The following is a 23,984-nucleotide window of genomic DNA, read 5'->3' on the forward strand; positions in this document are numbered from 1 at the left end:
GGCTGGAACGTGTCAGGATGGACGCCTATGCGGGTGGCGATCCTGAGTGACGTGCACGGCAACCGTTTCGCGCTGGAGGCCGTGCTGGCCGACATCGCCAGCCTGACCCCGGACCTGATGGGCAATCTGGGCGACACGGTGTGGGGCGGGGCCGACCCGGCAGGGGCCTGGGCCCTCCAGATGCGGGAGGCGCCTCCCACCGTGCGGGGGAATACGGATGAGTTTCTGCTGGCCGATCCTGCCGAGCTAGACGCTGAGACGAGGGTGGGCCGCGAGTTTCTGGAACGCGAGCTGGGCGGGGTGCCGCCCGAACTCGCCGCGCTGCCCGTGACCGCGACCGTGGCGGACGGGGAGGTGCTTCTGGCGCACGGCAGCCCGACGAGCCCGTGGGACGCGCTTTTCCTGGTCGAGGAGGGCGACGCCGTGCGCCCTGCCCTGCCAGTCGAGATGCTGGAGCGGGTGGCCGCTTGGCCTGCCGCACGGGTGGTGGTCGTCGGTCACACCCACAAGGAACAGGTTGCTACGCGCCGGGGAGTGACCTTCGTCAACGCAGGCTCCGTGTCACGGCAGGGGCACGGAGACCCGGCGGCCCGCTGGGTGCTGCTCGAACGCCGTGCGGGCTTCTGGAACGTCACCTTCCGCCGCACCGCGTACGACGCGGAGGCCGCCGCCCGCTGGGCCGAGGCTCACGCGCCGAACGGGGACCAGGAGGCGCGGCAACTCCGGACTGGACTCCCGGGCTGACTCCCGGCTCCTACTCCTCCCGCGCCACCGTCTCGATCAGCCTGCGCGCGATGCTGAAGGGCGGCGGCAGGGTGGGGAGGTTGCCCACCGAATACCACCCCGCGTCCTCGATCTCGTCGGGCTGGAGGGTGAGGTCGCCGCCCGCGTACTCGGCGGTGAAGGCGATCATCAGCGAGTGCGGGAAGGGCCAGGGCTGGCTGAAGCGGTAACGCAGCCCGGTGATCTCGACCCCGACCTCCTCGCGCACCTCGCGGTGGCAGGCGTGTTCCAGCGTCTCGGACGGCTCCACGAAGCCTGCGAGCGCCGAGTACATGCCCGGCGCGAAGAGGGGGCCGCGCGCGAGCAGCAGCTCCCGGCCCTCTCCCTCCCCGCGGGTAATGAGCACCATCACCACCGGGGCGACGCGCGGGTAGGCGCTCAGACCGCAGTTCGGGCAGACCTTCGACGTCTCGCGCTCGGAGCGGACGGTCGGCGTGGCACAGGCCCCGCAGAAGCGGTGGGTTCGGTCCCACTCCACGATCTGTGCCGCGTACCCGGCGAGGCCGAACAGCTCCTCGGAGAGCACGCCGTATACGCCACGCAGGGGCCGGAGCGCGTGGCCCGGCGGCACCTCGCCCAACAGCCGCGCGCCGAAGACGGGCACGCCGTCCAGGAGGCCCAGCGGGTTCACGAGGTCCACGGGGAAGTCCTCGGCGCGGCCCTGGGGCAGCGTGCCGTCCTCCCGCAGCAGGAGGCGGCCTTCCCGGAAGACGAAGAGCGGCGTGCCCTCGGAGGGAGCCACCCGCACGGACGGCACGAAGGAGGCGGGGCGGATCATGCGGACCAGGATAGGCCGGGGCGGGCATCTCCACCGTGGCCTCAGGGGCGTGGTGCCCCGGTCCCCTCCCGTGTCCAGGTGTTGACCCGGACCCGCCGCCCGCCGTCCCGCACGAGGATCACCTCGTTCCGCCCGCCGTCCACCTCACCAGGCGCGCGCCACAGGAGGCGGCCCGTGTGGGCGTTCAGGCCGACCACGGCGCACCGCCGCCCGGTGCAACTCCGCCACAGCACGTCTACCGGACCGTATCCGACCATCGGGACGAGCCGGGCCTCCCGTGCGTCTCCGGGGATGGTCGTGTCCCAGGCGACGGACCAGACCCCGTGCGCTGCTGCCGTTCCAGCGCCACCCGCAGCCGTCCCTGCCCGTCCACCCCGCCGATCAGGTTGCCGTCGCCGAACGGCCCGTAAAACCGCACGGCGCTCACCCCGGCGTCACGCATCCAGTCGGCCCGCACCGGGAGGGGGGAGGCCACGGCGTCCGAGGTCAGCAGCAGGAGGAGAAGCGGGCGCATTCCCCCAGTCTGGTCCCGCCCGCTGACCTGTCCGTGACCCTCACTCCTCCAGCCGCAGCACATCCCCGAAGGGAAAGCCCTCGTCCTCCAATCCACCCGGCGGCACCACCCAGAGGGTCGGCATCTTGGGGGGCTGTTCGGGAAAGTCCCCGTACCCGTCCGTCAGGTAGACGAGCACGTCGGGCTCGTGCGTCTCGCTGAGCGCAAAGATGGGCCGGAAGTCCGTTCCCCCGCCCCCCTGCGGCTGCGGGATCGCGTCGCCGGGGCGCAGCTCGAAGGGACCGTACGCCTCCGTGTCCGCGTAGTAGAGGATCGCCTTGACGTGCGGGTAGGCGCCCAGGACCCCCTGCACCTCCGCGACGAGGGCTCTGACGGCCTGATCGTCCACGCTGCCCGAGGTGTCCACGGCGACGAGGGCGGTCAGCGACTCGTCGTCCAGCGCCTCCAGGTACAGCCCGCGCCCCACGAAGCGGCGGTCGAAGCCCCCGAAGTCCACCGGAGTCCGCGCCAGGAAGCGCCACAGTTGCGCCCGCCAGTCGAGCCGGGACGGGGCCAGCCGGGCGAGTTCGCGGTGGGCGCCGAGGGGATCGTCTCCCTTCCCGCCCGTCATCGCGTCCACGCTGCGGGCCTGGGCCACGGCCTGCCGCCACTGCCGCGCGGCGTTCTGGCCCGACTTGCTCCCCTTCGGCGGCGCGTCGGAGGGCGGGCCGTCGAGCAGGTCGTCCTGGTCCTCCTCGCCCTCGTTCGCCTCCTGCCCCTCCAGGGCGGAGTACACCTCCTCCACGCTGAGCTTTTCCAGGTGCTCGTCGCGCGCGGCCTGGGGCGGGGTCGGCAGCCCGGCGGCGGCCACCATCCCGTTCACGATGGTGTCGGCGGCCCGGTTCCAGCGTTTCTTCTCGCGCGGCCCGCGCCGCTCCACGTGCGAGAGCGCCGCGTGCAGCACCTCGTGGAGCAGCAACCCGTCGAGCACGTCGGGGGGCAGGCTGGCCGCGACCTCGGGATTGACGTACACCCGCTCGCCGTCGGTGCCCGCCGCCACGACCTCCTTCGAGGGCACAAACTCCGCGTGCAGCAGCAGGGTGGCGAAAAAGGCCGACTTGCCGCGCAGGCGCAGGCGCGAGCCGGAGATCAAGCGTCCGAAGTCGGGGGGGGTCATGCGCGCCCCCGGCGCGGGAAGTGGCTCGTGGTCAGTGGGAAGTGGGAGAGAGCCAAACCACGACCCACCAACCACTCCCCACTGACCACTGACCGTCTCCTCCTTCCGCCAGCGCCAGCGTTCCCTGCACCAGCGCCGCCAGCCGCTCGTCGCGTCCGAGGAGCCCGGCCAGCTCGCCGAGTTGCCCGATGGCCTGGAACTTGCTCACCAGCGTGGCGACGTAGAGTTGCAGCCACTCGGGCCCGGCGCTCTCCGAGAGCCACTGGAAGGCGTGGTACGCCTCGTCGGCATCCGCAGCGCGGGCGGCGAGCCCCACGACGGCGGCGTAGCGGACGCTGGGCTCGTCGGGCAGCCTCAGGCCCCCCCCCTGGCCGCGCAGCACCAGGCCGAGGTCGGGCAGTTGCTCGTACAGGCGCACGAAGGCGGCGAACTCGGCCCCGGCGGCCTCCCCCACGGCGGGGGACAAGTCGAGGCGGGCGCGGTGAAGCTGCGAGGCCATCTCCCAGGCGCGCGGGCTGGGCCACGCGGGCTGCGCGGGGTCGAGGCGGTGCAGCAGTTCGGGGCGGAAGGTGAGAAAGGCGATGACATGTTCGTGCAGGCCGCGGCCCAGCGCGTACGCCCGCCACGAGTCGAAGTCGGGCCGCACGGTGAGGTGCAAAAACCGGTTGGCGAGGGGCGCGGGCATGTCGAACACGCTGGCGCGGTCTTCCTTGCGGTTCCCGGCGGCCCACACGAACCAGCCTTCCGGCAGCTCGTAGCTCCCCACCCGGCGGTCGAGGATGAGCTGCTGGGCCATCCCCTGCATCGTGGGCGGCGCCATGTTCACCTCGTCCAGAAAGAGGATGCCGCGGCCCGACCGGGGCAGGAATTCGGGCGGGTACCACCGGCTGACGCCTCCCCCCTGTCCGCCTGGCTCGGGCACGGGCAGGCCGCGCAGGTCGGTGGGGGCGAGCTGCGAGAGCCGCACGTCCACGAACTCCAGGCCGTGCCGATCTGCCACCTGCGCGACCACGCTGCTCTTGCCCACGCCGGGCGGTCCCCAGATCATCGTGGAGAGCTTGAGCCCGCCGTTGGCGAGGGCCGAGAGGTACGCTTGCAGTTCGGTGGGAGTGAGGCTCACGGGGAGAGGGTAGCGCGCGGAGGTGGGGTGGCGGGCCGCCGGGTCGGGCAGCGTGAAAGGAGCTGGATGAACAGGGACTCAGGGTTCCCGGCCTACGCGATCCGGGAGTGGCCGGGCTTCATGAACGGATGGCCGTCTCAGCCTGCTGCCCAGTCCGGGCCCGCCCTCCCGGCCTCCCGTGTCAGGGGGTGCCTCGCAACTCCTGCTAGACCAGGCGTACTGGGGCGAGCGCCCTCAAACGGGAATAGCAGCGGCTTCGTGTCGGCTGACGTGGTGTTTCCACCCGTTGACCCCCGGGTGTGGACTGTACCGACGAGCCGGGCGGTTGACGAGAATGTGAGTGAGGGATCAAGTCCGGGCCAAGAGGAACCCGGACGAAGGGTGAAATCGCTCACACCCCAGGCTCCTAGGCTGACTCCCAGCAGACGCTCGGCGCCGCGACGCCACAAACCTCAGCGTGCCCTGCTGACGAGGAGGCCCTATGATCCCCACCTTTCCGCGACGCACCCTGTTGACGGGTGCCCTGCTGTTGAGTCTCGGTACGGCGCTGGCCCAGACGAACACCACGCCCGCGGCCCCCACCTCCGCGCCCGCCACGAGCACTGAGGCGCTGCCCGCGCAGACCACGCTGACCCTGCCCTCGGGCGAGCTGACCCTGCCGTACCTGACGGGCGCCACGCCGCTGCGTAGCGTCAAGACGGCCACGGGGGTCGGTGTCGTCTACAGCGGCACCATTCCCGACGCGCTGGAGAGGTACGGCCAGGCGCTCGTGACGGCGGGCTTCACCGCCATCGCCGCCCCGACCACGCCCTCGGCGGCTGAGGCGACGACCGACACGGCGGCCAGCGGCACGGCGGGGACGACGGATACGGCGGCAGGCACCGCAGGAACGACGGCGACCACGGGGACGACGGATTCTTCGGCCACGACCGGAACGACGGGCACCACAGCGGCGGGGACCACCACGGGAACGACCGGCACCACGGACACCTCGGCCACCGGAACGACGGGAAGCGCAGGAAGTACGGACACGGCAGCGACCGGCACCTCGACCACGGGGACGACGGGAAGCGCGGACGCTACGGGCACGACAGGCACGGCAGCGACCGGCACCTTAGCCACGACGGGGACCACGGACACCTCCGGGAGTGCTGGAACGACCGGGACGGCAGGGACCACCGATTCCTCGACGACCGGCGCCGCCACAGGCACGACGGACACCTCGACGGCGGGGACGACCACCGGGGCGACCGGCACGGCCACCGGAGCCTCCTCGGCGGGAACGACCGGGACCACCGGGACTTCGGCGGCGGGGACCACCGACACCGCCAGCGGCACGACGGGGACGACGGACACGGCTGCCGGAACCGCGGGAACGACCGGAACTTCCGCCTCCACCACGGGAACGGCGGAGAATTCGGCCACCACCGGGACGGCGGGCACCACGGACGCGACCACCACGACCGGAGCGGCGGGCACGGGCAGCACCCCGACCGACGCGACGGGCATCGGTGCCCAGGTCTCGTACTTCGAGCGGAACGGTCAGCGCATCCGGGTGGAGGTCCGGCAGGTGCTCGGCTTCACCACCGTCCTCCTGACGCCCGCGTAAGACCCGAACGGCGGCGCAAAGGGACCCACTGCCTCTGGCGGTCGGTCCCTGTCTTTTTCTCTCACGGGCAGACTGAAGTGGTCACCGCAGCGGCACCTCGAACCTCCTCCGGCCCTCGAAGCGGGCGACGGAGGTATACCCGACCCGCTCCAGCAATGCCACCGCCTCGGGAAAGCCCGCCGCGACGTGCCCGGGGCTGTGCGCGTCCGAGCCGAGGGTGACGGGCACGCCGTGGTGGCGGCACACCGCCAGCAATTCTTCGCGCGGGTAGGGCTCGCCGAGCCCCTTGCGCCACCCGCTCGTGTTGAGTTCGATGGCGACCCCGCTTTCCGCGATCACCCGCACCGTCTCCTCCAGCCGGGGCGTGATGCCGAGGTCGGGGATGTGCCCGCGCGTCTTGAGGCAGTCGAGGTGCCCGAGGATGTCGTACGCCCCGCTGCGGGCGGCGGCCTGGGTGGTCAGGAGGTAGTCCTCGTACACGTCCTCCGCCGTGCGGCCTGCGGGCAGCTCGGGCGAGAAGATACTCCACCCGCCCAGCCAGTGCACGCTGCCGATCACGTAGTCGAGGGGGTACTGCCGCCACAGGGTGCGGTAGTGGTCGTCCCAGCCCAGCACGTAGTCGCTCTCCACGCCCAGGCGCACGGCGATCTGTCCGGCAAAGCGGTCCCGAACCTCGTGCATCTCGCGCACGTAGGTGGGGAACTCGTGGCGCGACATGGCGGTGCCGGGGCGCGGGTGCGGATCGTCGCCTAGGTGGTAGATCGGGCTGTGGTCGCTCAGGCCGATCTCGGCGAGGCCCGCGCGAATCGCCGCCTGCACGTAGTCCGCGAGGTGGCCGCCCGCGTGGCCGCAGCGGTGGTGGTGGGTGTGGTAGTCGGCGAGCATGGCCCCTCCTGAGGTCCGCTCAGGGTAGCGGCTTTCTTCCGCCTTTCCCCACGTTCGCCACCGGGCGCCCCCGCGTATGCTGATCGGGCTTCCCCACCCGGTTCGGGCCCCCCTGCCCGCTATACTTTGACTCAGTTCAAATTTAGGGTTCAAAGTTTTTGCCCCACCCCTGCCCGAGGAGACCTGCTTTGCTGCCGCTCGAACACAAAATCCTGTTCTTCGTCTTCGCCCTGATCGCGGGGGCCTTCGGCCTGTGGGGCTTTTACCGCCTGTCCCTGCGGATTCGCCGCGGCGTGCCCGCCACCGAGCCCCGCTGGGACAACCTGCCGGGGCGTCTCGGCTACGCCCTGCGGACCACGCTGACCCAGGAGCGCACCTTCCGCCGCCGCCCGTGGGTGAGCTTCTTCCACGCCTTCATCTTCTACGGTTTCACCTACTACCTGCTCGTCAACATCGTGGACGGGCTGGAGGGGTACGTCCACTTCAACATCCACTCGGACACCTTCCTCGGCGCGGCGTACAACCTGCTCGCCGACGTGCTGAGCTTCCTGGTGCTGTTCGGTGTCGTCGCCCTGGTGATCCGGCGGCTGTTCACGCCCTCGAAGCGGGACTTCAAGTTCACTGAGAAGACGCTGCTGCATCCCTCTCTCAAGCGCAACTTCATCCTGCGCGACTCGCTGATCGTCTCCGCGTTCATCTTCTTCCACGTCGGCAGCCGCGTGCTCGGGCAGGGGGCCAAGATGGCGCAGGAGGGAGGCGACGCCTTCCAGCCGTTCTCGACCTTCGTCGGGAACACGCTCTTCGGCGGGCTGAGCGAACAGGCCTTGCAAGGCTGGCGCGTCTTCGGGTACTGGGGCGCGCTCGGCTCGGTCCTCGCCTTCCTCGCCTACTTCCCCTTCTCCAAGCACATTCACATCTTCGCGGCGCCGCTCAAGTACACGGTCAAGCGGCCCGTGCCGACTGGCGTGATCCCGCCGATGAAGGGGCTGGAGGAGGCGATGGAGGCCGAGGAGCCCAAGCTCGGTGTCCAGAAGCTCGAAGACCTAGAGTGGCCCCGGTTGCTCGACGCCTACGCCTGTATCCAGTGCAACCGCTGCCAGGACGTGTGCCCGGCGAACGCGACCGGCAAGGCGCTCAGCCCGGCGGCGCTGGAGATCAACAAGCGCATGGAGCTGAACGTGATCGCGGCGCACCCCAGCCCCTTCGCCTTGAAGCCCGCCCCCTTCGAGTCCGGCGCCCCCACCGCCCACCCCCTGCTCGAATTCGCCATCAACGAGGAGTCGGTGTGGGCCTGCACGACCTGCGGGGCGTGTATGCAGGTCTGCCCGGTGCAGGACGAGCAGATGCTCGACATCATCGACATCCGCCGCCATCAGGTCATGGTCGCGGGCGAGTTCCCGCCGCAGCTCCAGACCGCTTTTCGCGGCATGGAGCGCGCGAGCAACCCCTGGGGCATCGCCCGCGACAAGCGCATGGAGTGGGCCGAGGGGCTGAGGGTTCCGACGATTGACGAGAACCCAGAGCCCGACGTGCTGTACTGGGTCGGCTGCGCCGCGAGCTACGACCCCGGCGCGCAGAAGGTGGCCCGCTCCTTCGTGCAGCTCCTCGACAAGGCGGGGGTGAGTTACGCGGTGCTCGGCAAGAAGGAGGCGTGCACGGGCGACTCGGCCCGCCGCTCGGGCAACGAGTTCCTGTTCCAAAGCCTCGCGCAGGAGAATGTCGAGACGCTGAACACGGTGCGCCCCAAACTCATCGTCTCCACCTGCCCCCACTGCATGAACGCCATCGGGCACGAGTACAAGCAGCTCGGCGGCGACTACCAGGTCATCCACCACACGCAGTACCTGGAAAACCTCGTCACGGCAGGCAAGCTCCCCCTCGCCCAGCTCGGCGAGTCCGTCACCTACCACGACCCCTGCTACCTGGGGCGCCACAACGGCGTGTACGACGCGCCGCGCACCCTCATCACGCGGATGGCGGGCGAGGTGCTGGAACTCGAACGCGCCCGCGACAACTCCTTCTGCTGCGGGGCGGGCGGCGCCCAGTTCTGGAAGGAGGAGGAAGAGGGCCGCGAGCGCATGAGCGACAACCGCTTCCGCGAGATTCAGGCCCGATTGGACGGAGCGACGCAGGCCGTCCGCGAGCATGAGCAGACCGGCAAGGTCGTGGCGGTGGGCTGTCCCTTCTGCAAGTCGATGCTCAACTCGACGCCCGAGAAGGCGGGGCGCGACGACATCGTGGTGCGGGATGTGGCCGAACTGATGCTGGAGAGCGTGCAGCGCGCGACCGGGGAGTGGATGGCGCCGACCGAGGCGCCCGAGAGCACGCTGGAGGACTCCCCCATCCCCACCGTACCCATCACGGCGCAACCCGTGGCCCACAGCGGCGAGACCCCGGGAGCGGGCGCCGACCCGGACATCCTGGGCCAGACGAGCGCCGAGGTGATCAACGCCCAGCCCGGCAGTCCCCTGGGCAACGCCCACACCCAGCCCGAGCCGCAGGCCACGGTGCCCAGCCCGGTCACCTCCAGCTCGGCGGATTCGTCGCCGCGCAAGGCCTGGAAACCCAAGGGTGGGGGAGACGACGTGGGGGCAGTCGCCACCAGTCAGCCGCCAGTCGCCAGCGAGACGGGGGCCGAGGGCAGTGTGCCCGCGCGCAAGGCCTGGAAGCCGAAAGGTGGTGGGGACGACGTGAGCGCCGCGCCCGTGGCGGAGGCGGCCAGCACCCAGCCGCCAGCGGCCAGCGAGGCACCTGCGGACGGTGTGCCTGCCCGGAAGGCGTGGAAGCCCAGGGCTGCCCCCGACGATGTGAGCGCCGCCCCGGTCACCCCGGAAGTCCAGACCGAGCCCCAGAGCACGACCGAGGCTGCCCCGGCCCGCAAAGCCTGGAAGCCGAAGGCAGCCCAGCCGGAGGTACAGGCGGGCGAAACACCGTCTGAGACCACACCCGTGGCCGCCGCACCTGCCCCGGAGGTTACGCCCTCGCAGGGAGAGCGGAAGAAGTGGAGTCCGAAGGGTGCCTCCGCGCAGGCTGCGCCAGAAGTCTCGGTCCAGCCCCAACCCGAAGCCTCAGCCCCCGTCGCCGAGGCCACCCCAGCTTCCCAGACCCCGGCCCCCCAGCCCGGCGAGCGCAAGAAATGGGCGCCCAAGGCCGCCGCGAGCGCTGCGCCCGCCGAGGCTTCCGACGCCCCGGTGGAGGCCGTGCCCCCGGCCCCCGTCGCCCAGCCCGCCTTCGTCGCCCCCTCCGGCGAGCGTCCGAAATGGCAACCCAGGGTGAAGGCGGAGGCCAGCGTACCCGCGCAGCCCGTCGCCGAAGCGGCTCCCCAGCCCGAGCCGGCCACGGTCGAGCCCGTGACGGACGAGACGGGCTCAGGCGGACGCAAGAAGTGGGTGCCGAAGAAGAGGGAATAGGCTCCAGGTGCAGGCGAGGTGCCGCTTCCCCCGGGGGCGGCGCCTTCGCTTTGCGTTCACCCAGCGCCACCCCGCCCACGGTTCGCCCCTGCTGACGGACTATCCTCGGCCCCATGACCGTCGCCCCACCCCATGACCCCCCGACCCGCCACCAGACCGCCGAGCAGGTCCGCGCTTTTTTCGATGCCCACCGCACGGTTCGTCACTACAAGCCCGTGGCGATGCCGCCGGATCACCTGGGCGCCATCCTGCACGCGGCCCAGCGGGCTCCGACGGACGCGACCGCGCAGCTCTACTCCTTCATCCGCCTGAAAGACGCCGGGGTGCGCGAGCGGGTCGCGGCCCTCACCACCAACGCCCACATCGCCCAGGCGTCCGAGAGCTTCGTGGTCTGCCTCGACGTGCGCCGCACCCGCCGCGTGCTGGAGGCCGCCGGGCACGTGCCGGGCGAGTGGCCCGCCATCGCCGTGCATTTCGGGATCGGGGACGCCGCGCTCGCCGGGCAGAACATGCTCCTCGCCGCAGAGATGCTGGGCTACCAGGGCTGCTGGATCGGCGGGGTGATGAACAACCTGGAGGCCCTGATCGAGGAGTTGCGTCTGCCGGAGGGCGTCTTGCCCTACGCGGCGCTCACCATCGGCGTGAGCGACGAGCCTACCCCCTACCGCCCCCGCCTGCCGCGAGAACTCGTCGTCCACGAGGACGCCTACCGCGACGCGGACGAGGGGGAGCTGCGGGGGGCCACCGAGGTCATGAACCCCATCGCGGCCAGGCAGGGTCAGCCTGGCGACTGGGCCCGGCTGCTGCGCGCCTACTTCGGTCAGGGGGGCAGCATGGAGGAGCGCGAGCTGGGGCTGGTGGCGGCCCTCGGGCGGCAGGGGCTCCGGGCGGGAGACCGGCAACGCCGCGAGGAGGAGTAAACGGTTCGGAGCGGCAGGGTAGAGTCCCCGTGTGACCCTCCTCACCGTCGTCCGCGCCGACGCCTCCCACCTCGATGCTCTCGTTCCCCTGTTCGACGGCTACCGCCAGTTTTATGGGCAGGCGAGCGACCCGGAGGGCGCGCGGGCCTTCCTCGCCGAACGGCTCGACCGTGGCGAGTCCGTGATCTTCCTCGCGCTGGACGGTGGGGCGCCACTCGGCTTCACGCAGCTCTACCCGTCGTTCACGTCGGTGGGGATGCGGAGGCTGTGGATTCTCAACGACCTCTTCGTCGCGCCGCAGGGACGGAAGCGGGGTGTGGGGCGGGCGCTTCTAGAACGGGCGAGACAACACGGCCTGGAGACGGGCGCCGTGCGGCTGACCCTCTCGACGGCCACCAACAACGTGAGCGCCCAAACTCTTTACGAGGCCCAGGGCTGGCGGAGGGACGAGGACTTCTACACCTACAACCTCACCCTCTGATTTTGCGTCTATCCTCCCCCCATGCCTGACGCCCGCTCCGACTACGACCTGACCACCCTCGCCGCCCGCGCGGGGGAGGAGGCGCGGCCCAACCTCAGCACCCCGCTCGTCGAGCCCATCTACCAGTCCACCGTCTACGCCTACCCCGACCTGGGCGCCCTGGAACGCGCGATGAGCGGCGAGGAGCCCAGCAGCTTCTACTACCGCAATGGCACGCCGAACGCCGCGACGCTGGAGCGGGCGCTGGCGAGCCTGGAAGGGACCGAGGGGGCACTCGTGGCGGCGAGCGGCATGGCCGCGATCAGCGCCGCGCTGCTGGGGGTGCTGGGGGCCGGGGATCACGTCGTCGCGGACGCCCGGGTGTACGGGGTCACCTACGCCCTGCTCGCCGAGGAGTTTCCCCGGCTGGGCATCACGGTCACCTTCGTGGACGGCTGCGACCTCGCCGCCGTGGAGGCCGCCTTTCGCCCCGAGACGCGGGTGCTGCACGCCGAGAGCCTGACCAACCCCCTGATGACCGTGCCCGACGTGCCCGCGCTCGCCCGCCTCGCCCACGACCGGGGCGCCCTGCTGAGCGTGGACAACACCTTCGCCAGCCCCGCCGTGTTCCGCCCGGCCCTGCACGGCGCCGACCTCGTGACCCACTCCGTCAGCAAGTACCTCAGCGGCCACTCGACCGCCTTCGGGGGCGTGGCCTGCGGGCGGGGGGACCTGATCGCCTCCGCCCGGACCCGCCTCCTGCGGCTGGGGGGCACCATCAGTGCCTTCGACGCCTGGATGACCCTCCAGGGCCTCAAGACCCTCGGGCTCAGGATGCGGGCGCACTCGGGCAACGCGCAGGCGGTGGCGGACGTGCTGGCGAACCATCCCCGGGTGCGGGCGGTGTACCACCCCGGCCTCTCCAGCCACCCCCAGTTCGTGCGGGCGCAGGAGTTGTACCCTCAGGGCTTCGGCGGGATGCTCAGCGCCGACATCGAGGACGCCCCCGCTTTCGTCCGTGCGCTCTCGGGCCGCATCCCCCTCGCCCCCAGCCTCGCCGACGTGGTGACGACCCTTTCGTGGCCCTGGGGCACCTCCCACCGCGCCCTGCCCGAGGGCGAGCGCCGCCGCCTGGGCATCACCCCCAACCTGCTGCGTCTCTCGGTCGGGATCGAGGACATCGGCGACCTGCTGGGGGACATCGAGGGAGCTTTGGAGCAAAGTGGGGGCTGAAGGCCAAAAACCTTCTGCCATCCACCCTCTGCCTTCCGCATGTTCTCTCACGCCATCGGCTTCGACGACGCCCCCTTCCCCCGCGAGCACCGGGGAGATGTGCGGGTCTTCGGCACCGTGTTCGCGCGACACACCCTGCACGGCGTGGTCAGCGGGCGGGTGCGGCGGGACGGTCGCAACAGCACGCCCGAACTCGCCCGGCTGGTGGAGGCGAGCGGGGCGGCGGAGCACCTGCACCTGATCCTCCTTCAGGGGGTGGCGCTGGCGGGCTTCAACGTGGTGGATGCTCCCACCCTGAGCCGGAGCACCGGGCTGCCCGTGCTGATCGTGGCGCGGCGGCCCCCGAACCTGGAACGCATCCGCACGGCTCTCCTGACCCGCGTGCCGGGCGGGGCGCGCAAATGGCGTCTGATCGAGGCGCTGGGCGAGGTGGAGCCCTGCCGGGGCGTCTTCGTGCAGCGGGTGGGGTTGACCCTCTCGCAAGCCGAGACCGCCCTTGCCACGCTGACGGTCACCGGTCGCGTTCCCGAACCGCTGCGCGCCGCCCACCTGATCGCCGGGGGGTGACACGGGGCAGCAGCCGGGGAGGGAGGGTGCAGTTCAGCGGGCCTTCGCCCGCTCCTCCAGCTCGCGCAGGTGCCGGATGCGCTGGGCCGTGCCGGGGTGGGTCTGGAGAAGGTCCTCGACGCGGCTGCCCGCCTCCACGTCGGTCTCGTCGGCGTTCCGGTCCTGCGTCTCCAGCCGGGCGAGGAGGTCGCGCAGCGGTTTGGTGGTGCCGTACTCGCGCAGCAGGAAGCGGGCCGCCACCTCGTCGGACTCGGTTTCGGCGGCCCGTGAGTAGCCGCTTCGCAGCAGCGCGGCGGGCACGGCGGCGGCGAAGGTGCCCGCGCTGATCAGGTCGCCCGTCACCGCCACCGTGAGCAGGCTCAGCCCGAGGCCCTGGTACACCCCGGCGAGGCCGTGGCGGTGCGTCACGTGCCCGGCCTCGTGCGCGAGCACGCCCGCCAGCTCCCGGTCGTCGCGCGCGAGCCGCACGAGCTGGTCGGTCATGAAGACCGTGCCCCCCGGCAGCGCGAAGGCGTTCGCCCCCAGCTCGAAGGGCGCGTCCTGGGGTGCCCCATCCCGCAGCAGCAGGCGGTAAGGGTAGTCGCCCCCCACCCGGGCAGTCACCCGGCGAAACACCCGCTGGAGCTGGGCCTGCCGCGCCGCGCTCAGGCGGCTGGGACCCACGTAGCCCTGCCCCTCCAGCAGCTCGACGGTCTCGCGGTCGAAGGTGGCGAGCACCGTGTCCGGCGTGGCCGTGGCCGCCGTGCGGGCCAGCGCGGGCAGACCGAACGCCACGAAGCCCCACGCGAAGAGGACCATCAGGGCCACCGCCCCGAGCGCCGTGCCCCAGCGCGACTCCAATCTCCGCACCCGCCCCAGTCCCCGGTTGCGGCCCAGCCGGGCCTCCAGGGCGCTTACCCCCGCGTCGTCCGCCGTCTCGAAGCGTGCGCCGCCCGGGAACTTGAGCACGCGGCGGATGCCGGGGATGGGCGGGTCGATGCCGAGTTGCGTGATCTCCCAGCGGGTCTCCAGCCCCCCCTCGGCGCGCAGCACGAGCGTGCCCCCGCTCACCTCCAGCGTGGCGGCCCGGTCGCGGCTCGTGCGCCCGTCGAAGTACACGCCGGAGAGGGTGAGGGTGGGGGGGGCGGGATCGGTCACGGTGTCCCTCGCGGGCTCAGAAGCCCAGGTTGATGTCGAGCAGTTCGGTGGCCGCCTCGCCGAGCGCGTTCTCCTCGGGCGTGAAATCGGCGCAGAAGGCGTCGAGGCTCTGGATCGCCCGCACCTGCACCCCCGACATCACGTAGCGGGTGCGGCGGACGGCGGCCCAGGGCGTGGCGAGCCCCAGGGTGAGCACCTGCGCGACCGTGTTCGACACCCCGATCCACACCAGCCGCCACGGGCTGAAGGTGGCCTGCGTCCGGACCACGCCCCCGACCTCCACCCGGTTGAGGACGTACCGGAGGGTGGCGGCGCGGACGTACTGCCACGCGACCCCGTAGAGGGCCAGCAGCCCCGCGTAGAGGATAACGATGCCCGCGATGATGCCCGGTCCAGGCAGGCCTCCAACCACGTCGAAGTCGCCCAGAATCCCCAGGCCGACCAGCAGCGCGATCACCGGCACGGCGAGCAGCAGCCCGCCCCCGATGGCGACCGCCAGCCCCGTCAGCCCGATCACGTAGAAGTCGCCCACGTCCCCCCGGAAGGTCGCCCGCGCGCTGCCGTACGCCGCGTTTTCCACCTGATAGCGCCGCTGCATGAACCACGCCCACGGCAGGGCCAGCCCGCCCGAGAGCACCGCCGCGACGTTCGCCAGCCCGTAGGCCGTGTACGCGCCCCCCGCCCGCCCGTGGTGCCGGAAGCGCAGCCCCCGGTGCGTGGTGCTCACCGCGAGGAAGCGCAGCGACTTCATCACCAGCCACGGGTACAGCGCGACGAAGAGCACGCCGATCACCCCGGCGACGATCTCCCAACCCTGGAATTGCAGGTTGGTGGCGAGGGTGTAGGTCAGGAAAAAGGCCCCCACGATCAGGTAGCCGCGCAGCAGGGCGAGGGGGCTGGCCGTGTACTCGAAGTTCTGCCCGTCCAGCCAGGTGTGCCCGTAAAAATACTGCCGCTGCCGCACCCGCGCCCAGGGGAGGTACAGCCCCAGCGTCACGACGGTCAGCGCCAGGTTCACGATCCAGATGCGGAAATACTCGCCCGATTGCCCGGTAAAGCTCAGCGGGTGGGTCGCCGCCGTAGGGGCGGTGGGCAGGTGCGCGACCTCGGCCACCACCCGCGGCACCTCCCGGGTGGGGGGACCGGGCGGGACGGGGGAGGAAGAGGTCAGGTCGGGCCGCTCGGTCATGAACGCATCCTAAAGCCGGGGCCGAGCGGGCGGACCGCATCTGCCGCCACACGTCGGGTGGTGGGGGAGGGGGGTGGTCCCCGCCGGGTCGGCCCCGGTCCCGTGATCAGGGGGCCTCTCCCCAAACGAAAGGGGCGAACGCGGCGCGGCGCTCACCCCCTGGAAATTGGCCTGGAATTACCAGCGGCTGCCGCCACCCCGGTTGCCGCCGCCCATGTTGCTGCCCCCCATCGGGGCGGGCGCGGCGTTCGTCACGACGACGTTCTTGGCCTGCGGGCCCTTGTTGCCCTGGCCCGCCTCGACCTCGAATTCCACCTCGTCGCCCTCGTTCAGCTTGCGGAATCCGCCGCTCTGGATGGCGCTGTAGTGCACGAACACGTCCGGGTTGCCGGGATGCTCGATAAACCCGTACCCTTTTTCGACGTTGAACCACTTCACTCGACCTTGAGCCATAACTCTCCTTGCATCTCACACGTCGCGGACCCGGCAACCCGCCCTCTGAGCCGGTACCTCTGGATGGGGTCGGACTGGAGACAAGTGGAGTATCGCACGATAGATGCCTCCACGTGAACAGGTCTGCCTGGTGATGATGGTGGGGGGGGTCACGTATACTCCGCCCATGCCTTCACGGTCCTCCCCGTCCGGCGCCACCCCTGGCGCGGGCGGCATCGTGCTGGATACAGGGGGCCGGGTGCTCCTCGTGCGCTACCGCAGCGGCGCCTGGGCCTTTCCCAAAGGTCACGTCGAGCCGGGCGAGACGCTCGCGCAGACCGCCGTGCGCGAGGTGCGCGAGGAGACCGGCGTCACGGCGAGCCCCCTGGGTCCCCTCCCCGAGACGCGGTACACGAACGACCGGGGCGAGGCGCGGGTGATCCACTGGTTCGCCATGCGCGCGGCCCAGGGCACCCCGCCTACCCTGGAGGCCACCTTCACGGAAGGGGGGTTTTTCCCCCCGGACGAGGCGGCGGCCCGGCTGACCTACCCCGAAGACCGCGAGCTTTTGCGCGCCGCCCTGGCGTCCGTTCCCCCGGTGGGACGGACGTAACCCCCCACGATCCCTTCCCGGAGGCCCCATGCCGCTCTACGCCCTCGACGGCGCCGTCCCCCAGCTTCACCCCACCGCGTTCCTCGCTCCCAGCGCCGACCTGATCGGCACCGTGACGGTGGGGGAGGAGGCCAGCGTGTGGTTCGGTGCCGTGGCCCGGGGCGACATCGAACCCATCGTGATCGGCCCGCGCTGCAACGTGCAGGACGGGGCCGTGCTCCACACCGACGCGGGCTACCCCTGCGTGCTCGACTCGGACGTGACGGTCGGCCACCGCGCGGTCGTTCACGGGGCCCGCTGCGCGCCGGGCAGCCTGGTGGGCATGGGCGCGGTGATGCTCAACGGCTCCAGCCTCGGGGCGGGGGCCGTGCTCGCGGCGGGGGCGCTCCTGCGCGAGGGTGAGCACGTCCCGGGCGGGATGCTCGCCGTGGGGGTGCCCGCCCGGGTGGTCCGCCCGGTGGAGGCGACGGAAAACGCCGCGCGGTACGTGCACAACGGCGCCCGGTACCGGCAGGGCCTCGCTCCGGTGCCTGTGGACGGGGACGGGGCCGTGGAGGTCGCACGGTGACCCCGCCCGAGGAACCCCGTCAGCCCGACCGCCAGGGCCGCCGCCGTCAGGTCCACCTGCCTTCCTCCCTGCCCCCGGGTGAGCCCGCCGAGGACCCGTCCGAGGAACTGGACGAACTCGTCCCCGAACTCCGCCCCATGTTCCCGGGCGCCGAGCCCTTCCTGGCCCGCTTCCTGCCCCAGGTGCCCCCGACGCACCTGGGCCTGAGCAACCGCTTTTGCGACCTGCACGCCTTCCTCAAGGCCCTGCACGACGGGGCGTGGTGCGGGTACCTGCACGCCTCCCTCGGGGAGCAGAACGCCTACGTCCTGCTCTTCGAGGGCCGGACGGTGACCGCCGCCGCCTCGGGGGCCACGGGCGAGCAGGCCCTCGGCGACCTGCTGCACCTCTACGAGCAGGGGGCCGCCCTGAGCGCCTACGCCCTGGCGCCCACTCTCGCGCACGTCCTGAGCGGCGTGGGCTCGCGGGCCTGGAAGTTCAACCTCACGGAAGACTTCACGGGCCTGCACGCCCGGCCCACGGGCGCGATCTTCTACGCCCGCGGTCAGATCGTCGCCACCATGCCCGCCACCCTGCCCTACGAGGGGGCCTTTCCCGCGCCGCTGCGCCCACAGACCCTGATCCTGCCGCGCAGCCTCGCCGGGTGGGCGCACCGCCAGTACGACCTCACCCTGCGGGGGAGGGACGCCGTGAACCCCATCACCGACGTGTACCTCACCTTCCGCGCACGGCACGGCACGGCGGGGCTCGCCCTCCCGCGGGCGCCGCGTGAGGGCCTCTCGCCCGCCGAACACGCCCTGCGCGCCGACGCCGCGCTGCACGATCTGGAGCCCCTGATTCAGGAGTTCGTGAAGACGGGGTACATCCAGGCGGGGTAGGGGGAGGCGGGGAGCTTGTCGCCCGTGGCCTGTCGCTTGTAGGGAGAAAGGAGGTCGGAGACGTAGATCCTGTCTCCGACCTGTCTTTTCCACAAGCCACCCGTTCTCACCGCAACGTGCGCGGCAGCTCCTGCGTCGGCAGAATCTTCTTCGGCTCGCGGAACTCGATGTTCTCCCACTCGCCCTCCTCAATCACCACGAGGTCCGGGTTGAGGCGGCGGAAGTGCGCGACCACGTTCTGCACGAGGTCGTCCGGGGTGCTCGCCGCGCTCGTGATGCCGAGGGCCTTCACGCCCGTCAGGTCCACCCCCGCGAGGTCGGCCTCCGTCTCCAGCCGCTCGGCCCGTCCGCAGGTCTCGCGGGCGAGTTCCAGCAGCCGCATCCCGTTGCTGGAGTGCGTGCTCGTCAGCACGAGGAAGGCGTCCACCTGCGGCGCGATGGCCTTCACCGCGTCCTGGCGGTTCTTCGTCGCGTAACACAGGTCCTCGCTGGGCGGCACGACCAACGCCGGGAAACGGGCCTTGAGGATGTCCACGGTCCGCCGCGTGTCGTCCACGCTGAGGGTGGTCTGGGTCAGAACCACCACGCGCTCGGGATCAGGGATCTCGACGGTATAGGGGTCGTGCAGCCCCTCGCCCTTCTTGCCCAGGACGCCGACGATGATGGTGTGCTCGGGCGCCTCGCCGCGCGTGCCGATGACCTCCTGGTGGCGGGCGCTGTCGCCGATCAGGAGGATGGTGTAGCCCTCGCGGGCGTACTTCTTGGCCTCCGTGTGGACCTTGGTGACGAGGGGGCAAGTCGCGTCGATGGTGGCGAGGCCGAGTGTGCGCGCCCGCTCGCGCACCGCCGGGCTGATGCCGTGGGCGCTGAAGACGACCGTCTCGCTCCCGGCGGGCAGCGCCGAGATGTCGTCCAGGCTCTCGACGAAGTGCACGTTGTGCCCCTGCTCCAGCCGCGCGACGACCGTGTGGTTGTGGACGATGGAGTGGTAGACGGTGACGGGTTTGTCCTCCGTCCGGGCGGCCTTCTCGACCGCCCCAATCGCCATGACCACCCCGGCGCAAAAACCGCGCGGCTTGGCGAGATGGATGCGTTCAACCATGAAAGGCCCCCGACATGGGCTCATTTTACGGGTAGGGGCGGTGCGCGAAGTCCCGCGAAAGCTCTATTCCAGGGGAAGCGCAAAGTGTTGTTCCGGAAGTGCTCGGCGCGGTCAACCCCTCAGTCAGCTTCGCTGACAGCTCCCCTCAAGGGGAGCCAGGGACGGGCGTTGCCTTTCAGAGCAGCGCGTCGTTTGCCTCCCTTTAAGGGGAGGTGGCCCGAAGGGCCGGACTCGCAGAGCTGCGCAGCAGAGGGGTCAGACCAGGCTGGGCGACCTTCGCGGTACTCCTGGTTTATCCTGCCTGCCCCGCCAGCGCTTTGCGCAGAATCCGAATCTGCCCCCGGTGGCTCACCTCGTCCTCCATGACGTGAAACCAGGCCCAGTGGTGGTTGGGGTAGTCGAAGCCGGGCACCCCGAGGCGCGAGGCCAGCCAAGCGTCGTCGCGGCGCGCGAGTTCGGCGAGGGTGCCCTCGCGGGCGGCCTCCAACTCGCTCAGGTAATGCTCCAGCGGGAAGCCCTGCACCCGCTCGCCCTCCTGCCCGAAGCTGATTGCCCCGCCGTAGAGGACCATCTCCCCCTCGTCGAGGTCCCGGTTCTCGAAGCTCAGCCGCTGGTACATTCGGTCCACCGCCGCGATGTGGGCGAGCAGCATCCCGATGGAGTTGGAAAAGCCCGGCGGGATGGCGTCCAGTTCCTCCACGTTCAGGCCCGTCACCGCTTGCAAGGTGGTGAGGCGGGCATAGTGCAGCATGGCGACGAGAACGCCGATGTTCGGGGTGTAGCCGGGCGGGGGCTCGATCACGCAGGCTCTTTGCCAGTCCTCATGGGTGGCGGTCATGCCTCACTGTAGGCCGCGGCTGCGGCTGAGGTTCGCCCGACCCCGCCTCCACGTTGCGCATCCACCACTCCTGCGGAATGGCGCGGCTGTGGTTCGTCCACACGTCCTCGAAGCTCGCCCGCTGCTCGGCCACCGCCCCCGCGTCGGTCGTGGCGAGCATCGCCTCGTTCAGGCCGAGGGACCCCCAGGCCGAGAAGTGGAAGTTCATGCTCCCCGCCAGCACCATACGGTCGTCCACCGTGTACGCCTTCGTGTGCATCCCGAAGGTGACGGAGCGGGCCTCGAAGCGGTCCTCGATGCCGCGCCGCCGGGCCTCCAGGCGCAGGAGGGCCACCCCGCTGCGGTTGGGGATGCGGTCAATCCCGTAGTCCACCATCAGCGCGCGGACCTTGACGCCCCGCTCCATCGCGTGCAGGACGGCGCCGAGGTACACCGGCCAGCGGCCCACCGGGCAGTCCTGCGGCTGGAGGTAGGCATACCAGCACCCCAGCGAGGGGCTGAACTCCGCCTGCATCAGGTCGAGGCTCTGCCGCGCCGCCCCGATCAGCGCCACCTGCGCCCGGTCGGCCTGGTCGAAGCCGGGACGGCGGTAGAGCATGAAGGCGCGGGACTCGCCCGCCGTCTGGAGGGTTCGGGCCGCGTCCGGGTGGGTGGGGGCGTCGGGCTCGCCCACCGTGCACCGCCGCGTCACCTCGTCCGCCGCCACGTTCTCCGGGCAACGCACCTGCCGCGAGTTGCGCCACAGGTCGTCGAATACGGCCACACCGTCTTGCGCGACCGGGCCGCGCATCCGTAATCCGAGGTCGTGGAGGTCGCGCCCGCCCGGCTCGGTGCCCGGCAGGTGCCACTCGGTGAAGTTGTACCCGGAAACGGTGAGGTCCTGCCCGTCGATCACGTGCAATTTGACGTGGCTGTGCGGGAAGTAGCGGTAGTTCGCCACGTCCAGCCGCCACCCCACCCGCGCGTCGTTCAGCGGCACGCCCAGCCGCGTCAGGTCCCGCACGAGGGCGAGCGCGTAGGCGGCGCCGTCCTCGCGGCTCAGGTCGGGAAAGCCGCCCAGCGCCACCTTCACGGTCATCCCCTGCGGATAGGCGGCGGGGTTGGCCCGCACCCGCCCGTACAGGTCACGGGCCGCCTGCGCGAAGGTCCAGCCGGGGCGCCCCTCCCCCGCGTGCCACTCCATACTGGCGAGGAGAACTTCAGAGCGGGCCTGCCGAATCTGCTCCGCCGTCACGTCGAAGGCGTCGGGCTGCCGTGGCGCGCGCGGCGTCCGCAAAAAACCCGCGAAGGCGTTGCGGCACGAGTGATCCGCCCGCCCGCCCTCCGTCGTCACCCGCCAGAGAGCGAGTTCGAGGGGATCGGTGGGAATGGGGCAGGTCGGGGCGGAGGTGTCGAGCGGTGAGGGTGGAGACACGGTGCCCAGCCCCACCGGGAACTCCGAGCCCACCGCGCCCGCTCCACCGGACAGGCCGAACCCGGCGAGCGTCAGAGCGCCGAGGGTGAGCCGGAGGTTTTGGCGTCGGGGACGGCGGAAGCGGGCGGGCATCTCTCCGGCAGGATAGGGTCCGTCTCCGAGAGCCGAGGGTAAGTTTGCTGACGGGCCCTTGGGACAGGAGGGGGACCTGCCTCAGTCCACGACCTGAAAGCCCAACCGCTCGGCCTGTTGCACGAAGAAGTTGATGTTCTCCGTCAGGGTCTGCGGCCCCAGGCTCTTGCGGTGGTGCTCGCCCGTCGCCGCGATGATCAGGGTCTCAGCGAGGCAGGCGGGGACCGCGCCCTCCCCGAATTGCAGGTCGATGTTGCTCGTCATGCCGCCGGGCGGGCGCACCACGCCGCCGGGAATCACCCGCACGCCGGGAACCTCCAGCACGCTCTCGTGGACGTCGGCGGGGCGGCCCTCGTCGAAAATCCAGGCGCCGGGCCCCACGTGCTGCGGGAAGATCACCGGGTTGGGGTCCGAGGTCGCGCTGAAGATCAGGTCGGCCTCGCGCAGGGTGTCGTAACTCGTCGTCGTGACGATCTCGGTGTCCTTCACGGCGCGGCGCAGGGTGGCGGCACTGCGCTCCAGCCTTTCCATGTCCCGCCCGATCATGATGAGCTTGCCCACCTGCGGGGCGATGGTGCGCGCGATGCCGAAGGCGACCACCCCGTTCGCGCCGACGATGCCCGCCGTGGCCTGCTTCAGGTCCCGCCCCGTCTCGGCGAAATGGTGCAGGATGCCGGGGATGGCGGCCTTGATCGTGCCGCTGGTGTACGCGCCGCCGTTCGTGATCGTGAGGTCGGGGACGGCGGCCTGCACGTCCACCCCCTTGTTGCCCACCACCGACCAGAACGCGCCGAGCCCGAAGACCTCCGCCCCGAGTTCCTGCGCGAGCCGGGCGCCCTCGATGGCGCGGCGGGTGGCGAGGTCGGGATCGGAGGTGAACACGTCGGGGAGGAGGGGGCTGCTCAGGAGATAACAGCGAATCTCCTTGCCCTCGTTCGTCTTGATGCCGTGAAGCTCGCCGATCTTCATGGGCCGCAGGTTCGCGGCCATGTGGCGCACGCTCGCCTCGCTGATCACGCCGCGCTCGACGAGGGGCTTCATCCACGAGAAGCGGCGCGTGACCCAGAAATTTTCCAGCGTCATGGGGTGGATCATGAAGGCGGTGACGACCTGATCGTCCCGTTTCCCGGCGACCGGCACGTCCTCGCCCACGCGCGGCTCGGTACCGTCGAGGATGCGCCCCAGGTTCTCCTTGAATCGCCACGTCGCCGCCACGAGGAGGCCGAGGGCGCCGAGCTTGGCCGGAATCCCCAGCGGCGAGACCGCCACCAGCAGGGCGAAGGCGAGCAGCCCGAGCACGGTCGCGGCGCTCGCGTAGCCCCAGTACCCCACGGCGGCGGCGTACACGACCACGGGCAGCGCGGCGATCCAAAAATTCACCCCGCCCGCCACGGCGAGACCAGCGAGCACGCCGAACAGGACGAGGTTGCCCCGCCCGCGCGGCGGCACCCCACCGTACAGGGTGCGCGGCGGGTTGAGGTGCCCCAGGTACGCGGAGAGCGCGGTGAGGACGCACAGCTCCCGCGAGCCCAGCGAGGACGCCATCAGCACCGCGAGGAAGCCCTTGGAGAAGTCGAGCCCCGCGCTCGCCGCCGCCAGCCCCGGCCCCACCCGGCGCAGCACGTTCTCCACCCCGAGGTTGTAGGCGTTGTTCACACGCGGGTCCACGCCCATGCGGGAAAGCAGCCAGTGGCCCAGCGGCAAGCTCCCCACCAGAAACGCCAGGACGAGGAGCAGGACCGACAAAAACGCCATGAGCGGCATTCTAGCGGGGTCGGGCGCATGACCGTCCGCGCACTACCGGGAGCCGGGAAGGGCCGCCCGGTAGTCCTGGACCGATTGGTTGTCGCAGCCGTTGGGATGAATCTGCACGAGTCGTCTCCACGTCGAGATGGGCTGATCGTCCAGCAGGACTTGAGGCTTTGGTAGGAAGGCAGCAAAGCAGTCTTCCAGTCCGCACTCGGCTGCACTCTGGCGCGCGTATCTTGCCCCACCAGAACTCCAGCAGTACAACTCCGCGCCCTGTTCGAAGAGCGAGCGGACGTGCTTGATGGCCGCTGGAATAGGGATACGCGTCTTGCCGTAATTGCGGACAAGTGTTTCATCCACATCGATATAACTTAGGTCTTGCATCTGGATAAGGTGAGTGAATACCCGTGCTGGCGCAGGAATTCTTCCTCTCGACAGACCTGTGCAGCGAGTCGTTGAATGACCAGCAGGGGCAGGGCCACCCGGGCGGCGACTTC

The 23,984-nt window shown here is 70.9% G+C and carries 23 protein-coding genes and 2 pseudogenes; 10 read left to right on the top strand and 15 right to left on the bottom strand.

All coding sequences use genetic code 11. The features are described from left to right. Positions 1–9: 9 nt before the first annotated feature. Positions 10–744: a metallophosphoesterase family protein gene (locus tag A7B18_RS14275; RefSeq protein ID WP_342747175.1), complete on the top strand. Its 735-nt coding sequence runs from the start codon at positions 10–12 to the stop codon at positions 742–744. A gap of 10 nt (positions 745–754) precedes the next feature. Here the strand turns inward: A7B18_RS14275 and nudC are convergent, their stop codons facing one another. The 5 genes from nudC to A7B18_RS14295 are packed head-to-tail and all read right to left on the bottom strand — an operon-like array spanning position 755 to position 4,351. Continuing rightward, positions 755–1,561: an NAD(+) diphosphatase gene (nudC, locus tag A7B18_RS14280; protein ID WP_245872893.1), complete on the bottom strand. Its 807-nt coding sequence runs from the start codon at positions 1,559–1,561 to the stop codon at positions 755–757. 41 nt (positions 1,562–1,602) lie between these two features. Beyond that, a complete protein-coding gene (locus A7B18_RS21490) occupies positions 1,603–1,818 on the bottom strand; it encodes a hypothetical protein (RefSeq protein WP_146009547.1) in 216 nt (71 codons plus the stop codon). Further along, the gene (locus tag A7B18_RS14285) at positions 1,797–2,075 is read right to left on the bottom strand and encodes a hypothetical protein (protein ID WP_102127372.1); all 279 of its coding nucleotides are present in this window, start codon (positions 2,073–2,075) and stop codon (positions 1,797–1,799) included. Before A7B18_RS14285 ends, A7B18_RS21490 begins: the two co-directional genes overlap by 22 nt. A gap of 40 nt (positions 2,076–2,115) precedes the next feature. After that, positions 2,116–3,231: a vWA domain-containing protein gene (locus A7B18_RS14290; protein WP_102127373.1), complete on the bottom strand. Its 1,116-nt coding sequence runs from the start codon at positions 3,229–3,231 to the stop codon at positions 2,116–2,118. A gap of 31 nt (positions 3,232–3,262) precedes the next feature. Continuing rightward, positions 3,263–4,351: an AAA family ATPase gene (locus tag A7B18_RS14295; protein ID WP_245872894.1), complete on the bottom strand. Its 1,089-nt coding sequence runs from the start codon at positions 4,349–4,351 to the stop codon at positions 3,263–3,265. 481 nt (positions 4,352–4,832) lie between these two features. Between A7B18_RS14295 and A7B18_RS14300 the strand changes: the two genes are divergently transcribed. Next, a complete protein-coding gene (locus A7B18_RS14300) occupies positions 4,833–5,960 on the top strand; it encodes a hypothetical protein (RefSeq protein WP_102127374.1) in 1,128 nt (375 codons plus the stop codon). An 81-nt stretch (positions 5,961–6,041) separates the two neighbouring features. Here the strand turns inward: A7B18_RS14300 and A7B18_RS14305 are convergent, their stop codons facing one another. Beyond that, on the bottom strand, positions 6,042–6,845 hold the full coding sequence (locus A7B18_RS14305) for a histidinol-phosphatase HisJ family protein (protein WP_102127375.1): 804 nt from the start codon (positions 6,843–6,845) through the stop codon (positions 6,042–6,044). 188 nt (positions 6,846–7,033) lie between these two features. Between A7B18_RS14305 and A7B18_RS14310 the strand changes: the two genes are divergently transcribed. From A7B18_RS14310 to A7B18_RS14330, 5 genes and pseudogenes are all read left to right on the top strand, one after another. Continuing rightward, positions 7,034–10,255, top strand: coding sequence for a heterodisulfide reductase-related iron-sulfur binding cluster (locus tag A7B18_RS14310; protein ID WP_102127376.1), 3,222 nt, complete (start codon positions 7,034–7,036; stop codon positions 10,253–10,255). A gap of 113 nt (positions 10,256–10,368) precedes the next feature. Then, positions 10,369–11,175 (top strand): nitroreductase family protein, encoded by an 807-nt coding sequence (locus tag A7B18_RS14315; RefSeq protein WP_102127377.1) that lies wholly within the window; start codon positions 10,369–10,371, stop codon positions 11,173–11,175. A 31-nt stretch (positions 11,176–11,206) separates the two neighbouring features. Continuing rightward, a complete protein-coding gene (locus A7B18_RS14320; protein ID WP_102127378.1) occupies positions 11,207–11,656 on the top strand; it encodes a GNAT family N-acetyltransferase in 450 nt (149 codons plus the stop codon). A 21-nt stretch (positions 11,657–11,677) separates the two neighbouring features. Next, on the top strand, positions 11,678–12,868 hold the full coding sequence (locus A7B18_RS14325) for a trans-sulfuration enzyme family protein (protein ID WP_102127379.1): 1,191 nt from the start codon (positions 11,678–11,680) through the stop codon (positions 12,866–12,868). Positions 12,869–12,907: 39 nt separating this feature from the next. Then, positions 12,908–13,464: pseudogene (locus A7B18_RS14330) on the top strand (endonuclease dU); the annotation flags it as partial. Between the two features lie 4 nt (positions 13,465–13,468). Here the strand turns inward: A7B18_RS14330 and A7B18_RS14335 are convergent. The 3 genes from A7B18_RS14335 to A7B18_RS14345 form a co-directional block, all read right to left on the bottom strand. Then, the gene (locus tag A7B18_RS14335) at positions 13,469–14,572 is read right to left on the bottom strand and encodes a M48 family metallopeptidase (protein ID WP_102127381.1); all 1,104 of its coding nucleotides are present in this window, start codon (positions 14,570–14,572) and stop codon (positions 13,469–13,471) included. A 16-nt stretch (positions 14,573–14,588) separates the two neighbouring features. Next, the gene (locus A7B18_RS14340; protein ID WP_102127382.1) at positions 14,589–15,761 is read right to left on the bottom strand and encodes a YjgN family protein; all 1,173 of its coding nucleotides are present in this window, start codon (positions 15,759–15,761) and stop codon (positions 14,589–14,591) included. Between the two features lie 177 nt (positions 15,762–15,938). Further along, positions 15,939–16,214, bottom strand: a complete 276-nt coding sequence (locus tag A7B18_RS14345) for a cold-shock protein (RefSeq protein ID WP_102127383.1) — start codon at positions 16,212–16,214, stop codon at positions 15,939–15,941. 166 nt (positions 16,215–16,380) lie between these two features. Here A7B18_RS14345 and A7B18_RS14350 point away from each other — a divergent pair, with 166 nt between their 5' ends. Genes A7B18_RS14350 through A7B18_RS14360 form a run of 3 tightly spaced genes read left to right on the top strand, consistent with a single transcriptional unit; the run spans position 16,381 to position 18,252 of the window. Further along, positions 16,381–16,806, top strand: coding sequence for an NUDIX hydrolase (locus A7B18_RS14350; RefSeq protein WP_102127384.1), 426 nt, complete (start codon positions 16,381–16,383; stop codon positions 16,804–16,806). A 28-nt stretch (positions 16,807–16,834) separates the two neighbouring features. Next, the gene (locus A7B18_RS14355; RefSeq protein ID WP_102127385.1) at positions 16,835–17,374 is read left to right on the top strand and encodes a gamma carbonic anhydrase family protein; all 540 of its coding nucleotides are present in this window, start codon (positions 16,835–16,837) and stop codon (positions 17,372–17,374) included. Then, a complete protein-coding gene (locus A7B18_RS14360; RefSeq protein ID WP_245872895.1) occupies positions 17,371–18,252 on the top strand; it encodes a hypothetical protein in 882 nt (293 codons plus the stop codon). Before A7B18_RS14355 ends, A7B18_RS14360 begins: the two co-directional genes overlap by 4 nt. A gap of 106 nt (positions 18,253–18,358) precedes the next feature. On the opposite strand, the gene ispH is transcribed toward A7B18_RS14360, so the two are convergent. From ispH to A7B18_RS14390, 6 genes and pseudogenes are all read right to left on the bottom strand, one after another. Next, the gene (gene ispH / locus A7B18_RS14365) at positions 18,359–19,354 is read right to left on the bottom strand and encodes a 4-hydroxy-3-methylbut-2-enyl diphosphate reductase (protein WP_102127386.1); all 996 of its coding nucleotides are present in this window, start codon (positions 19,352–19,354) and stop codon (positions 18,359–18,361) included. A 292-nt stretch (positions 19,355–19,646) separates the two neighbouring features. After that, positions 19,647–20,192: a mycothiol transferase gene (locus tag A7B18_RS14370; protein WP_102127387.1), complete on the bottom strand. Its 546-nt coding sequence runs from the start codon at positions 20,190–20,192 to the stop codon at positions 19,647–19,649. Further along, complete coding sequence (locus A7B18_RS14375; RefSeq protein ID WP_102127388.1) at positions 20,176–21,738, bottom strand: phospholipase D-like domain-containing protein; 1,563 nt, start codon at positions 21,736–21,738, stop codon at positions 20,176–20,178. The genes A7B18_RS14370 and A7B18_RS14375 overlap by 17 nt, the downstream gene beginning before the upstream one ends. Positions 21,739–21,819: 81 nt before the next feature. Beyond that, positions 21,820–23,493: a glycerol-3-phosphate acyltransferase gene (locus tag A7B18_RS14380; RefSeq protein WP_102127389.1), complete on the bottom strand. Its 1,674-nt coding sequence runs from the start codon at positions 23,491–23,493 to the stop codon at positions 21,820–21,822. A gap of 42 nt (positions 23,494–23,535) precedes the next feature. Continuing rightward, positions 23,536–23,871 carry a hypothetical protein gene (locus A7B18_RS14385; protein ID WP_102127390.1) on the bottom strand — a complete coding sequence of 112 codons (336 nt, stop codon included), beginning with the start codon at positions 23,869–23,871 and terminating at the stop codon, positions 23,536–23,538. Continuing rightward, positions 23,859–23,984, bottom strand: a pseudogene (locus A7B18_RS14390) (IS701 family transposase); the annotation flags it as partial. The gene A7B18_RS14385 and the pseudogene A7B18_RS14390, both read right to left, overlap by 13 nt.

This window comes from Deinococcus planocerae, from assembly GCF_002869765.1.
Lineage (GTDB): Bacteria > Deinococcota > Deinococci > Deinococcales > Deinococcaceae > Deinococcus > Deinococcus planocerae.